13 protein-coding genes and 1 tRNA gene are annotated in these 12,704 nt (G+C 53.0%); 9 read left to right on the forward strand and 5 right to left on the reverse strand.

Annotated elements, in window-relative coordinates; translation table 11 throughout:
- Window positions 1-69: 69 nt before the first annotated feature.
- From tagK to ACK8NJ_RS18765, 6 genes are read left to right on the forward strand one after another with little or no spacing between them, the layout of a single operon-like run.
- The gene (gene tagK / locus ACK8NJ_RS18740) at window positions 70-984 is read left to right on the forward strand and encodes a type VI secretion system-associated protein TagK (RefSeq protein ID WP_000804008.1); all 915 of its coding nucleotides are present in this window, start codon (window positions 70-72) and stop codon (window positions 982-984) included.
- Window positions 971-1,801, forward strand: a complete 831-nt coding sequence (locus tag ACK8NJ_RS18745) for a type VI secretion system accessory protein TagJ (protein ID WP_000183805.1) — start codon at window positions 971-973, stop codon at window positions 1,799-1,801. The genes tagK and ACK8NJ_RS18745 overlap by 14 nt, the downstream gene beginning before the upstream one ends.
- Entirely contained in the window at window positions 1,798-2,292 is a 495-nt protein-coding gene (gene tssE, locus ACK8NJ_RS18750; RefSeq protein WP_001276638.1) for a type VI secretion system baseplate subunit TssE, read from the forward strand. Before ACK8NJ_RS18745 ends, tssE begins: the two co-directional genes overlap by 4 nt.
- A 15-nt stretch (window positions 2,293-2,307) precedes the next feature.
- Complete coding sequence (tssF, locus tag ACK8NJ_RS18755) at window positions 2,308-4,191, forward strand: type VI secretion system baseplate subunit TssF (protein WP_411961874.1); 1,884 nt, start codon at window positions 2,308-2,310, stop codon at window positions 4,189-4,191.
- Window positions 4,188-5,183: a type VI secretion system baseplate subunit TssG gene (gene tssG / locus ACK8NJ_RS18760; protein WP_001278438.1), complete on the forward strand. Its 996-nt coding sequence runs from the start codon at window positions 4,188-4,190 to the stop codon at window positions 5,181-5,183. Before tssF ends, tssG begins: the two co-directional genes overlap by 4 nt.
- A gap of 10 nt (window positions 5,184-5,193) precedes the next feature.
- A complete protein-coding gene (locus tag ACK8NJ_RS18765) occupies window positions 5,194-6,240 on the forward strand; it encodes an ImpA family type VI secretion system protein (protein ID WP_024230292.1) in 1,047 nt (348 codons plus the stop codon).
- Window positions 6,241-6,371: 131 nt separating this feature from the next.
- On the opposite strand, the gene ACK8NJ_RS18770 is transcribed toward ACK8NJ_RS18765, so the two are convergent.
- Together ACK8NJ_RS18770 and dnaQ are read right to left on the reverse strand one after the other, a co-directional pair.
- A tRNA-Asp gene (locus ACK8NJ_RS18770) sits at window positions 6,372-6,448 on the reverse strand.
- A 132-nt stretch (window positions 6,449-6,580) separates the two neighbouring features.
- Complete coding sequence (gene dnaQ / locus ACK8NJ_RS18775; protein ID WP_001301976.1) at window positions 6,581-7,312, reverse strand: DNA polymerase III subunit epsilon; 732 nt, start codon at window positions 7,310-7,312, stop codon at window positions 6,581-6,583.
- 64 nt (window positions 7,313-7,376) lie between these two features.
- On the opposite strand from dnaQ, the gene rnhA reads away from it, so the two are divergent.
- Window positions 7,377-7,844, forward strand: a complete 468-nt coding sequence (gene rnhA, locus ACK8NJ_RS18780; RefSeq protein ID WP_000917883.1) for a ribonuclease HI — start codon at window positions 7,377-7,379, stop codon at window positions 7,842-7,844.
- On the opposite strand, the gene ACK8NJ_RS18785 is transcribed toward rnhA, so the two are convergent.
- Window positions 7,841-8,563, reverse strand: coding sequence for a class I SAM-dependent methyltransferase (locus ACK8NJ_RS18785; RefSeq protein WP_001308373.1), 723 nt, complete (start codon window positions 8,561-8,563; stop codon window positions 7,841-7,843). The genes rnhA and ACK8NJ_RS18785 overlap by 4 nt on opposite strands.
- A gap of 33 nt (window positions 8,564-8,596) precedes the next feature.
- Between ACK8NJ_RS18785 and gloB the strand changes: the two genes are divergently transcribed.
- Entirely contained in the window at window positions 8,597-9,352 is a 756-nt protein-coding gene (gloB, locus tag ACK8NJ_RS18790) for a hydroxyacylglutathione hydrolase (RefSeq protein WP_151407104.1), read from the forward strand.
- Window positions 9,353-9,423: 71 nt separating this feature from the next.
- Window positions 9,424-10,782 (forward strand): murein transglycosylase D, encoded by a 1,359-nt coding sequence (mltD, locus tag ACK8NJ_RS18795; protein WP_000644685.1) that lies wholly within the window; start codon window positions 9,424-9,426, stop codon window positions 10,780-10,782.
- 46 nt (window positions 10,783-10,828) lie between these two features.
- Here mltD and ACK8NJ_RS18800 read toward each other — a convergent pair whose 3' ends face one another.
- Together ACK8NJ_RS18800 and ACK8NJ_RS18805 are read right to left on the reverse strand one after the other, a co-directional pair.
- The gene (locus tag ACK8NJ_RS18800; RefSeq protein ID WP_328180298.1) at window positions 10,829-11,599 is read right to left on the reverse strand and encodes a class I SAM-dependent methyltransferase; all 771 of its coding nucleotides are present in this window, start codon (window positions 11,597-11,599) and stop codon (window positions 10,829-10,831) included.
- 77 nt (window positions 11,600-11,676) lie between these two features.
- Complete coding sequence (locus tag ACK8NJ_RS18805) at window positions 11,677-12,477, reverse strand: endonuclease/exonuclease/phosphatase family protein (RefSeq protein ID WP_001230983.1); 801 nt, start codon at window positions 12,475-12,477, stop codon at window positions 11,677-11,679.
- Window positions 12,478-12,704 lie beyond the last annotated feature (227 nt).

Below are 12,704 nucleotides of genomic sequence, written 5' to 3' on the forward strand. Positions count from 1 at the left end.
TCAGCATTGCTTATCTAAAATTTAGAAAACTTATTCTTTTGAAAGAAACACTCTACACAGTGATACACAATGAAACCAAATATTACGTGGGGACTCCAAAAAATACAGGCGCACGGGATCGCCGATAACACAATTTACGCGACTGAAGGAACCCAAATTATCTTCACCGTTACCTCACCCTGGATTCCTGTTTTTGAGGTGAATGATGATGTAAAGATTGCCCTCAGTCTGACCCGCCACGAAGAAGCATGGTGGATTATCAATCAGTCTACCGAATATTGCTGTACGGTAAACGACCAGATTGTGGAACCTCATCACCGTATGCGTCTGAATGAAGGCGACCTGATAGAATGGGGGTTATCTTCATGGTGCCTTGTGCACGGCAATCCATCATCTCCGGACCTGAGCGCAGTAAAAACGACATCGCAGACTGCCACCATGTCGGAAACAATAACCGAATATCTGGATCTGGATTGGTTCAGGCAGCAGCATCTGACATCACAAAATCCATTCGATATCATTCCTGTTCATGGAGCCTCCTCCACTGGAGAAGATGCTAAAAAAGAAAATGCCCTGACTCGACTTTATCAGGAATACCGCGAGGCGTTGTTATCTCCTGAACAAGATCTTCATCGCCATGCTGATCCTTTTCCCTTTAACGAAGAGCCCTCCTCACAGGATCTGGATTCATTGCGTGATCTGGTCACTGAAGCCGAGACATTGCAGGATATGGTCACTGGCGGGTTAAGCATTGACGCTATTCTCGATGTCCTGGACGCCACCGGCGAAGGGGAAACCGCCTGGCCTGCCGAAAAGACGCCCCCAGATATCCTGCACCTGCTATCCCCGGAATGCGCACCGGAAACAGCGCATAACACCGTTCTACCCGACCTGACACGCAAAGAGCATCGCATCATTGGCATTGACAGCCATTATCGGATAAACCCGGCACAACACGGAGAGATATCTCATGACAAACAATAACGAGCTACCGGCTACCCTGTCGGCGCTGCTGCGGGATTATTCCGTGGCGGAGGGCATTCAAATGGCAGAGCAGCAGGTCAGGATGCACCCGGCGCAGGCCTCCCGCCGCCACAGCCTATTTCAGTTATTGTGCGTGGCAGGCTACTGGTCGCGGGCACTGCAACAGATCCAGCTATGCGCCCGGATGGACGCAAATTATACCCGCGAAGCGCAGGTATTTGGCGAGCTGATACGCTGTGAGATATACCGCCACGCCTGCTTTCAGGGAGAACAGCGGCCCGATTTTATTCTCCCGCCGCCCGCCTGGATGGAGGATCTGCTGACCGCCCTCGCCTGTAACGCTCGTGGTGAAGCGCAGGAAGCTGACGCCCACCGCAGCCGCGCACTTGAGGCCATAACAGATACTGCAGGGCAGTGGAATGGCGGCGCATTTGACTGGATTAGCGACAGCGACTCCCGTACCGGTCCGGTACTCGAACTCATCGCGGGCGGAGTATATATCTGGCTGCCGTTTTCACAAATCTGTTCGCTAAAATCGCCGCGGCCTGCGCATCTGACCGATTTGATCTGGAAACCCGTCAACGTCACACTGAATAATGGCGACACACACAGTGCCTGGCTGTTTTCCCGCTACAGCGGCTCTGAAAAGGCTGCCGACTCCCTGCGTCTGTGCCGGGAAACGGTCTGGCAGGACGGGCCGGGAGAGACTCTGGTACAGGCGCTGGGTCAGAGGGTGTGGCTCACCGGTCACGGCGATATCAGCCTGCTGGATTTGTCCACCTGTACCTTTAACACCGCTGAAGGAAGCGACGCGTGAGCGCTTCCCGCCAGCGTCCGGGCAATCACCTGCTGCCCACGCTGTTTGACCGCCTGTGTGATGATGCCCCAAACCAGAAACGCGACCACGATATCAGCGTCAGCCCGGTTCAGCTTAAGGAGATCATTCGCCGGGATTTGTCATTTCTGCTCAACACCGTCAGCCATGAAGATGATATTGATGCTGCACGTTATCCGGACGCGGCAGCGTCCGTACTGAACTACGGCCTGCCGCCACTGGCGGGCAGCTTTCTGTATGAACACAAGTGGGACGATATTCGCAGGGCCATTTTGCGTACCATCATCCGGTTTGAACCCCGGCTGAAAGCGTCCACCCTGCAAATCATCCCACTTCAGGATGAGCGCCACCAGAGCGGCCATAACACATTACAGTTTGAAATTCGCGGCGAGATCCTCACGCAGCCCTACCCGATGGCATTCCGGGTACGCAGCGCGCTGGATATGGAACAGAGCCGCATTACGTTTTTTTAATTCAGAGAGAAACCGATGGATCCACGGCTACTGGAATACTACAACCGCGAACTGAGCTATCTGCGGGAAACGGGAGCCGAATTTGCCGCCCGTCATCCTAAAGTCGCCGCCCGACTGGGTATGCAGGGAACGGATATTGCCGATCCGTATGTGGAGCGAATGGTCGAGGCCTTCAGCTTCCTGACCGCCCGCACGCAGCTAAAAATTGACGCTGAATTCCCCCGTTTCACCCAGCGTCTGCTGGAAGTGGTCAGCCCCAATTACGTCACACCCACGCCCTCAATGAGCGTGGCGCAGCTTCATCCCAATCCGGAAGAAGGCGATCTGGCGAAGGGATTCACCGTCCCGCGCAACACGGCCTTTTTTTCCGCCATTCCGGAAGGCGAAAGTACCGCCTGCCAGTTTCGTAGCAGCCAGAATGTGACGCTGTGGCCGCTTGCCATCGAAGAGGTGCGGCTGACCGCCGCGCCGCCGGATATGCCTGCCCTGCACCGCTACCTGCCAGCCAACATTCACGTCGCTGGTGCGCTGCGTATTACCCTGCGCACCTTTGGTGAACTGACGTTCAGTCAGCTTGCAGGGCTGAACAAGCTGCCATTTTATCTCTGCGGCGAGGAGCGCACGGCCTCACACCTGTTCGAACTACTGCATACCAGCGCCATCGCGAGCCTGGCTGGCATTCCGGGGCATTTTGACGGCGCACTGGATGTGAATCTGAAACAGCCCGTTATGTACGAAGGCCTGGATCCGGATCAGGGACTGTTGCCGCTGGCGTGGAATGTGTTTCACGGCCATAACCTGCTATATGAATATTTTACCTGTCCGGAACGCTTCTTTTTTTTCACCCCGACAGGCCTGTCTGCCGGGTTACAGAAAATTGACGGCGGCGTGGCGGAGATTGTTATCCTGCTGAACCGCCTGCCGCCGGACTGGCTGATCCACCAGACAAACGCGGCACAGTTCAGTCTGTTCTGTACCCCGGTTATCAACCTGTTTCCCCGCGTCGCCGCCCGGATCGATGTCACGCACAGCACGACGGAACAGCATCTGGTGGTGGACAGAACCCATCCGCTGGATTATGAGGTGTTCTCGGTCCAGGAAGTGGAAGGGCTGGAAACTGACACCACACGGAAGATGGCCTTTCGCCCGCTCTACCACACCCGCAATAATGATGAAGGCAGTCACGGACGTTATTTTTCCCTGCGCCGGGAGCCGCGCCGGTTGTCGGAAAATGCCCGCCGCTATGGCACCCGCACCTCCTATACAGGATCAGAAGTGTTCCTGTCGCTGGTTGACCAGTATGAAGCGCCGTACCCGGAAAATCTGCGCCATATCACCATCACGGCTATGGTCACCAACCGCGATCTGCCCTGTCTTATTGCCCGCAATGGACGGGACGATCTGACCGTGGATGCGGCCATCCCGGTGGCGGGCGTGGGGCTTATCCGTCCGCCGCGTCCGCCGCAGCCTCCGCTGGCTGAACGTGAAATGGCCTGGCGGTTGATCCGCCAGTTATCCTTTAACTATCTGCCGCTGGCCGATCTGGATCACCGTACTGGTGGTCAGGCGCTGCGCGATCTGCTTAACCTGTTTATTCCGGCGCATGACAGTCCGCAGTCGCGCCAGGTGCGCAGCCTGATTGGCTGCAACACCACCCCGGTCACCCGCCGTCTGCCCGGTTCCGGGCTGCTGGTCTATGGGCGCGGCGTCAGTTGTGAGCTGACCGTGGATGAGGAGGGGTTCTCCGGTATCAGTCCGTATCTGTTCGGTCTGGTGTTGGAACACTATATCGCCCGTCATGTTTCCATTAATACCTTCTCGCAGATGACGCTGCACAGCATGCAGCGCGGCAAAATTATGACCTGGCCTGCCAGGGCGGGACAGCGGGGAAGCGTATGAGCGACGATTTCACTCAGGCGCAGGAAACCCCCTGGCGTTACGGTTTTCTGAACCTGATGCGCCGCGTGGATGTGCACTTGTGTACCGTTCCGGCGGGCAACACCTGGCAACCACGGATGGAAAAATTTCGCCTCGGACAAACTCCCGCGCTGACCTTTGCGCCACGGGAAATCGCCAGTGTGAGCTGGCAGGAAGAGCGGCTGCACATCAGTTTGTACAGTCTCGGGCTGTGGGGGCCGAACGGTCCACTGCCGCTGCACTACACCGAACTGGCGCGCAACCGGACTGAAAGCCGAAGAGACCCGACGCTAACCCGTTTTTCTGATCTTTTTCATCACCGCTGGCTGACGCAGTTTTACCAGGCATGGCGCAGCGCCCAGTCCGCTGGGGGCGGTCTGGATAAACCACAACATGACCGTTTTGCCTTTTATATCGCCAGCCTCAGCGGGCAGGATTTGCGGGAGAGCGCCGACAGCCCGTTGCCGGATCACGCTCGCCTGGCGGCATCGGCCCATCTGGTGCGTGAGTCCCGCAATCCGGACGGTCTGGCCACCACGCTGGCGCACTATTTCGGTGTACCTTTCCGGATACAGGAGTATGTCCTGCACTGGATAGCCGTGGCGGACGATGAGATCACCCGGCTGGGGATGCCAGCCCCCTCTTCCGTTATTGGCAACGGTGCACTCATCGGCCAGGCCGTGCCGGACATGCAGTATAAGTTCCGGCTGGTTATCGGCCCGCTGACGCTGGAGGATTACCGACGTTTTCTGCCTGGCGGCAATAACCTGCCAGTCCTGACAGAACTGGTCCGCGCCTTTAGCGGTTTTGAATACTGCTGGGAAATTGAGCTACAGCTAAAGCCCCACGCCGCCCCTCCGGCTGTTACCGGTGGTTCGTACCAACTGGGCTGGACCGCATGGGCGGGTAAAGCCATGCACGAAAACCCGGTGACGGGCATGATTTTCGAACCAGAACACTACCTGGCGCACTGAGGATAATTTAATGGATACATCCCTGTCTGACCCAATTTCGGCAGAATGCCCCTGCGGCCCGGATCTGGAGTACGATCCGGAATACCTGCTACTGTTCACGCGCGCCGCACCGCGTGAAGAAGCGCAATACGGCGATTTTGTCAGTACGCCGGAAACCATTAACTGGGCGGAGCTTGAGCGGGATGCCTGCCGACTGCTGACGCGCAGCAAAGATATCCGCATTCTGGTTGTCCTGCTGCGCTGCCGTATCCAGCAGGCCGGTGCCAGGGGACTGGCGGAGGCGCTCGCGCTGCTGGAAACGTTGTGCGCCACGTACCCGAACGCCATCCATCCTCAACTGCTCGCGACTGAAGATATCACCGCCGAAGAGGCGGCAGTGGCACGTAGTAACGCCCTGGCGGCGTTGCTGGACCATGAAGGCGTAATAGCGGATATTCGTGGCATTACACTGTCAAACAATGCTGCCATACGCCTTCAGGTACGGGATGTGGAGCGTTCGCTGTCTGCATCACGCCCGGCGGATGCGCTGGCACCAGAATCGGTACGCCAGCAACTGGCCGACCTGGAGGCGCGCGGCACACTGCCGCTGGATGCCTTTCGCCAGGCCGCAGAGACCACTGAGCGGCTGCAACGCCATGCGCGTGAAACGCTGAATGACCAGGCACCGAACCTATCCCGTCTGACACAATTGCTGGCCCTGTTGCCGGGAGCGATACGGACCACCACGCCGGAGATCCTGCCACAACCAGTGGCTGAACAGCCGGAGAGCACCACCATCGTTCATACTGAAGAGATATCATCAGAGCAGATTGCGCTACCGGTGCATATCTCGGAGGAAATATCACCGATGTCCGGCGCAGAACCCCGGCAGATCCGCGACCGGAACGACGCGCTGGAACGCCTGCGTGTCATCCGTCGCTGGTTTGAGCACAGCGAACCGAGCAGCCCGACCATTCCTTTGCTGCGCCAGGCAGAACGCCTGGTCGGAAAACGCTTCTCGGAGGTAATAAATGAAATTCCAGTAGAACTGCTGGAAAAATGGGATGCGCTGGAGTAACAGAAGTGGCCAGAATTTATATTATCTGGCCATTTTTTAAATCATATTCGTTTTACTTGCGGAGTGAAAAATTCTCGCTTCACCAAAACGACGAAAGCCCGAATCAGTAATGATTCGGGCTTTCTGAATATTGGCGGAACGGACGGGACTCGAACCCGCGACCCCCTGCGTGACAGGCAGGTATTCTAACCGACTGAACTACCGCTCCGCGTTGCTTTCCGTTGGGAACGAGGCGAATATTACGGATTGCCTCACCCTTCGTCAACGGTTTTTCTCTTCTTTTGAATCGTTTGCTGCAAAAATCGCCCAAGTCGCTATTTTTAGCGCCTTTTACATGTATTTATGCCCGCCAGAGGCAGCTTCCGCCCTTTTTCTGCACCAGATCGAGACGGGCTTCATGTGCTGCAAGCTCTTCATCTGTCGCAAAAACAACGCGTAACTTACTTGCCTGACGTACAAGGCGCTGGATTGTTGCTTCACCTTGTTGCTGTTGTGTCTCTCCTTCCATCGCAAAAGCCATCGACGTTTGACCACCAGTCATCGCCAGATAAACTTCCGCAAGGATCTGGGCATCGAGTAATGCCCCGTGCAGCGTTCGTTTACTGTTATCTATTTCGTAGCGGGCACATAACGCATCGAGGCTGTTGCGCTTACCGGGAAACATTTTCCTCGCCACCGCAAGGCTATCGGTGACCTTACAGAAGGTATTGGTCTTCGGAATATCGCGCTTAAGCAACGAAAACTCGTAGTCCATAAAGCCGATATCGAACGCTGCGTTATGGATCACGAGCTCCGCGCCGCGGATATAGTCCATGAACTCATCGGCAACCTCGGCAAACGTGGGCTTATCGAGCAAAAACTCATCGGCAATACCATGTACGCCAAAGGCTTCCGGATCCACCAGCCGATCGGGTTTGAGATAAACATGGAAGTTATTGCCCGTCAGGCGACGGTTCACCACCTCAACGGCACCAATCTCAATGATCTTGTGGCCTTCATAGTGCGCACCAATCTGGTTCATACCGGTAGTTTCGGTATCGAGAACGATCTGGCGTGTAATTGCAGTGCTCATAGCGGTCATTTATGTCAGACTTGTCGTTTTACAGTTCGATTCAATTACAGGAAGTCTACCAGAGATGCTTAAACAGGTAGAAATTTTCACCGATGGTTCGTGTCTGGGCAATCCTGGACCTGGGGGTTACGGCGCTATTTTACGCTATCGCGGACGCGAGAAAACCTTTAGCGCAGGCTACACCCGCACCACCAACAACCGTATGGAGTTGATGGCCGCTATTGTCGCGCTGGAGGCGTTAAAAGAACATTGCGAAGTCATTTTGAGTACCGACAGCCAGTATGTCCGCCAGGGTATCACCCAGTGGATCCATAACTGGAAAAAACGTGGCTGGAAAACAGCAGACAAAAAACCAGTAAAAAATGTCGATCTCTGGCAACGTCTTGATGCTGCGCTGGGGCAGCATCAAATCAAATGGGAATGGGTTAAAGGCCATGCCGGACACCCGGAAAACGAACGTTGCGATGAACTGGCTCGTGCCGCAGCGATGAATCCCACACTGGAAGATACGGGCTATCAAGTCGAAGTTTAAGCCTGTGGTTTACGACATTGCCGGGTGGCTCCAACCGCCTGGCGAATTCGTGGCTTGTTTTTACTCTGTTTCATCGGATTTAGCGTTAAAGGAATAGTCCGTTTCCGGGCGACAATAAGTTGTAAGCAACCAAGCGCAGGAATATGCGCATTCAATAGTTTTCCACCGTGTTTGTTCCACGGGAGAACGTGGAAACGGCTGGCGTGTAGCACTTCAAAATTCAACAAAGAGAGCCAGTCCAGCTGCCGCATCAGAGTAAACATCCGGCTGTTATAGGGCGAGGTTTTGCGCAATACCGGCACAAGTTTGCGTAATCCCATTAAACTTATGGGATTGAAGCCACTAATCACCAGCCAGCCATCATCAATCAATACCCGATCGGCTTCACGCAATAAACGATGCGGATCGGTGCACCACGGCAATGTATGTGCCAGTAGACAAACATCAACGGATTTATCGGCAAAAGGAAGATGAAGTGGGTCCGCCTGCACCTGGACGGGCAGTCCTTGCGCAGAAACATTCACTTGATGAGAAACCGCGCACGCTTCGCAATTGATTTCTGCGCTTAAATTGCCAATCTTAAGCAGATGAAAACCATACATTTTAGTGAACCACGGGTTGAGCTGGCGCTCCAGCGCCTTGCGATAAAGCTCTCCCCAGGGCAAATCGCCCCAGCAATCAGGAGCCACGACAGTTTGAGGGACTCTTGCCGGTTTCATCACAACCTTCCGTTTCACACTGAGAGGTAATCTATGAATCTTAACAGTATTCCCGCCTTTGATGACAATTACATCTGGGTTTTGAATGATGAAGCAGGTCGCTGCCTGATTGTCGATCCCGGAGACGCAGAGCCAGTATTAAACGCCATTGCCGCCAATAACTGGCAACCGGAGGCCATATTTCTCACCCACCATCACCACGATCACGTTGGCGGCGTAAAAGAACTGGTGAAAAAGTTTCCGCAAATTGTGGTGTATGGTCCACAAGAGACACAAGATAAGGGAACAACACAGGTAGTCAAAGATGGCGAAACTGCCTTCGTTTTGGGGCATGAATTTAGTGTAATTGCCACACCGGGTCACACTTTAGGACATATCTGTTACTTCAGTAAACCTTATCTATTTTGCGGCGACACGCTGTTTTCTGGTGGGTGTGGTCGGTTGTTTGAAGGGACACCATCACAAATGTATCAATCAATTAAAAAGTTAAGTGCGTTACCTGACGATACATTGGTATGTTGTGCTCATGAATACACGTTATCAAATATGAAGTTTGCTTTGAGTATTCTTCCGCACGATTTGTCCATAAATGATTATTATCGTAAAGTTAAGGAGTTACGGGCAAAAAATCAAATAACACTACCCGTAATTCTGAAAAATGAGCGGCAAATTAATGTTTTTTTAAGAACGGAAGATATTGATTTAATTAATGTAATTAATGAAGAAACATTATTGCAACAACCTGAAGAGCGTTTTGCATGGTTAAGGTCAAAGAAAGATAGGTTCTGATAAAACTTTCTTGTCATCGGCTCCGTTCGCCGTTATGATCGGTCGTCTTTTAAGCAACTATTGACACACACATGAAGGCAAAAGCGATATTACTCGCCTCTGTCCTGCTCGTGGGTTGCCAGAGTACCGGCAACGTTCAACAGCACGCACAGAGCCTTTCTGCAGCTGGTCAAGGGGAAGCAGCAAAGTTTACAAGTCAGGCACGATGGATGGACGATGGGACGTCTATCGCGCCAGATGGTGACTTGTGGGCTTTCATTGGCGACGAGCTAAAGATGGGAATTCCGGAAAATGACCGGATTCGCGAACAGAAACAGAAATATTTACGCAATAAGAGCTATCTCCACGATGTAACTTTACGGGCAGAGCCGTATATGTACTGGATAGCCGGGCAAGTTAAAAAACGTAACATGCCTATGGAACTGGTACTACTACCCATAGTGGAGAGCGCTTTTGATCCTCACGCAACGTCTGGCGCCAATGCAGCAGGCATCTGGCAGATCATTCCGAGCACGGGGCGCAATTATGGTTTGAAACAGACCCGCAATTATGACGCGCGTCGCGATGTTGTTGCTTCAACAACTGCCGCGCTGAACATGATGCAGCGTCTGAACAAGATGTTTGACGGCGACTGGCTTCTGACCGTAGCGGCTTATAACAGCGGCGAAGGTCGAGTCATGAAGGCAATTAAAACGAACAAAGCGCGTGGGAAATCCACGGACTTCTGGTCGTTACCGTTGCCGCAGGAAACGAAGCAGTACGTGCCTAAAATGCTGGCATTGAGTGATATTCTCAAAAACAGCAAGCGTTATGGCGTACGTCTGCCAACGACCGATGAAAGCCGTGCTCTGGCGCGTGTGCACCTGAGCAGCCCAGTTGAAATGGCGAAGGTTGCAGATATGGCGGGGATTTCCGTCAGCAAGCTGAAGACATTCAACGCTGGCGTGAAAGGCTCCACGCTGGGCGCAAGTGGTCCGCAGTACGTGATGGTGCCAAAGAAGCATGCAGATCAACTGCGTGAATCTCTGGCTTCGGGCGAAATTGCTGCTGTACAGTCGACGCTGGTTGCCGACAATACGCCGCTTAACAGCCGTGTTTACACCGTACGCTCTGGCGACACGCTTTCAAGTATCGCTTCACGTCTCGGCGTTAGCACCAAAGATTTGCAGCAGTGGAACAAACTGCGCGGATCTAAGCTGAAGCCAGGCCAAAGCTTGACGATTGGCGCAGGTAGTAGCGCACAGCGGTTGGCAAACAACAGCGATAGCATTACGTATCGTGTGCGCAAAGGCGATTCGCTTTCAAGCATTGCTAAACGCCACGGCGTGAACATCAAAGATGTGATGCGCTGGAACAGCGATACTGCGAATCTGCAACCAGGCGATAAGCTGACGTTGTTTGTGAAAAACAACAACATGCCAGATTCCTGACAAACCAGATAATAAAAGGCACCGATTCCCCTGGTGCCTTTTTTATTTATGCTGCTTTATGTGCTTCTACCATGATGATATCACTGGTGAAAGAGCCATCATTCTGCAAGGCAAAATACGTTTTCACCTCTGTCGATGCGCTCTGTTGGTAAATGCGAATAGCGTCTACTAACGCTTCTGGCGTACGCATTCTCGCGACCCATGAAGAAAATTCCAGCGGTAACTTATCTGTAATTAAATTATCAACTATCAGATTGGCTTCATTGATTAACGTCAACCACTCACCGCTGGCGTAGTTTCGTACGTGAGAGGTATCGCGTAATGCTTCTACCGTCTGTAACCAGACGTCGCGCACTGGGTGCCCCGGAGACATTACGTCCATCACAATCAGCCTACCGCCAGGTTTCAATATCCTATTCACTTCTCGCAGTGCTGCACCAACATCATGCCAGTGATGGGCAGAATAACGGCTGATAACAATATCAAATGCGTTATCGGCAAATGGCAGACTTTCGACATAACCCTGGCGGGTGGTGATATTTTTCAGTTGCCGGGCTTCGGCAGCTTGTGCCACGACATCCAGCATGTGGGCAGATAAGTCATACGCCACCACCGCGCTCACGTTCTGCGCAGCGACAAAGCTGGCATGCCCTGCTCCGCAGCCCATATCAAGTACACTTGCATCAGGATAATCAGCCAGACGCACCGCCAGGCGCTGTAAATCCCGTCCGGATGCATGTACGGTACTAGTCAGATATTCGCTAGCTTGAGAGCTAAACTGCTTTTCTACGTGGTCATGGTGGGATTGTGATGTCATTGCGCTGTCCTTTTGTTGTTTGAGTATAAAAGGGCAGCGCCAAACGTTGGTCTGCCCTGTGGCAGACCTGACATACCTTATTTATCAGGCTTGCCGGGACTGAATTCAACGAGTAGCGGATTGTGATCGGAAGCGCGCGTAACCAGTACAGAAGCTTCGCTGACGTTCAGACCACGGTAAAAAACAAAATCGAGCGGGCGACCAAACGCCCGACGGCGCTGATCGTCGGTAAAACGCACCTGGCGCAGCGACATTTCCCGCGCAAAGCGATATAACGCGTTCATCCTTCTACGGCTCCAGGCATTGAAATCTCCCGCCATAATGACCGGGCCGCTGTGATGAGCTATCTGATCGCCAATAGGAAGTAACTGCTTACTATAAACATCCACGCCCAGACTGAAGTTGACGGCGTGTATATTAACCACCATCAACAGGCGGGTGTCAGGTAATGGATAGACCGTCACCAGTGCCGACTTCGCCAGACGCAAAATGGGTTCTCGTTCACGTAACGGGCAGCAATACACTGGATGTGCCGCCGAAAGGGTCATTACGCCAGAAGGATGTTGTGGCAGCACGAAAGCGGGTACCTGATCGGCGGCAAGATAGTTAGCGGTCGCAAACTGTACTAACTCTGGCGTTGTCTGCGCTTCCTGCAATAACACCAGATGTGCATCTTTGCCGTAGTTCTTTAATACCGACAACCATTCAGCGCGTTGCTGTTTGTATATGTTCCACACCAGGATCCGAATACGCTCTTCGGTACTTAACGGTTCTCCGGGTGGTAATGCCTGGCCGATGCTCGCAAAAGACCCCGGCGGTAAGATCCTTTCCGCAGGTTGTCCGGCAACATAGCGCATGGCATAGGTGTTTTTTCGCACTTTTGACTTTGAAACCTCTATTACGTCAACCCTTCCGCACTCGGGAGGGTTCTACTGTTATAGGGATTTTAGCTCACTCTTTCAACGAGCAATTGTATATTGTTATGTAAGCAAGTGCTTACACCGGTCAGAAATTTGCTCATTATTGAGAACATTAAATCGGATGACATATCACGCATCCTGATGGTTTAATGACAAATAAATTCAAAATATCTCATCTATTTTGC

This window comes from Escherichia sp. F1 (genome assembly GCF_046764225.1).
GTDB lineage: Bacteria > Pseudomonadota > Gammaproteobacteria > Enterobacterales > Enterobacteriaceae > Escherichia > Escherichia coli.

What these genes read in the sequence shown, in the direction of transcription:
- tagK (WP_000804008.1), top strand. Translation starts at nt 70, where the DNA reads ATGAAACCAAATATTACGTGGGGACTCCAAAAAATACAGGCGCACGGG.
- ACK8NJ_RS18745 (WP_000183805.1), top strand. Translation starts at nt 971, where the DNA reads ATGACAAACAATAACGAGCTACCGGCTACCCTGTCGGCGCTGCTGCGG.
- tssF (WP_411961874.1), top strand. Translation starts at nt 2,308, where the DNA reads ATGGATCCACGGCTACTGGAATACTACAACCGCGAACTGAGCTATCTG.
- tssG (WP_001278438.1), top strand. Translation starts at nt 4,188, where the DNA reads ATGAGCGACGATTTCACTCAGGCGCAGGAAACCCCCTGGCGTTACGGT.
- ACK8NJ_RS18765 (WP_024230292.1), top strand. Translation starts at nt 5,194, where the DNA reads ATGGATACATCCCTGTCTGACCCAATTTCGGCAGAATGCCCCTGCGGC.
- dnaQ (WP_001301976.1), bottom strand. Translation starts at nt 7,312, where the DNA reads ATGAGCACTGCAATTACACGCCAGATCGTTCTCGATACCGAAACTACC.
- rnhA (WP_000917883.1), top strand. Translation starts at nt 7,377, where the DNA reads ATGCTTAAACAGGTAGAAATTTTCACCGATGGTTCGTGTCTGGGCAAT.
- ACK8NJ_RS18785 (WP_001308373.1), bottom strand. Translation starts at nt 8,563, where the DNA reads ATGAAACCGGCAAGAGTCCCTCAAACTGTCGTGGCTCCTGATTGCTGG.
- gloB (WP_151407104.1), top strand. Translation starts at nt 8,597, where the DNA reads ATGAATCTTAACAGTATTCCCGCCTTTGATGACAATTACATCTGGGTT.
- mltD (WP_000644685.1), top strand. Translation starts at nt 9,424, where the DNA reads ATGAAGGCAAAAGCGATATTACTCGCCTCTGTCCTGCTCGTGGGTTGC.
- ACK8NJ_RS18800 (WP_328180298.1), bottom strand. Translation starts at nt 11,599, where the DNA reads ATGACATCACAATCCCACCATGACCACGTAGAAAAGCAGTTTAGCTCT.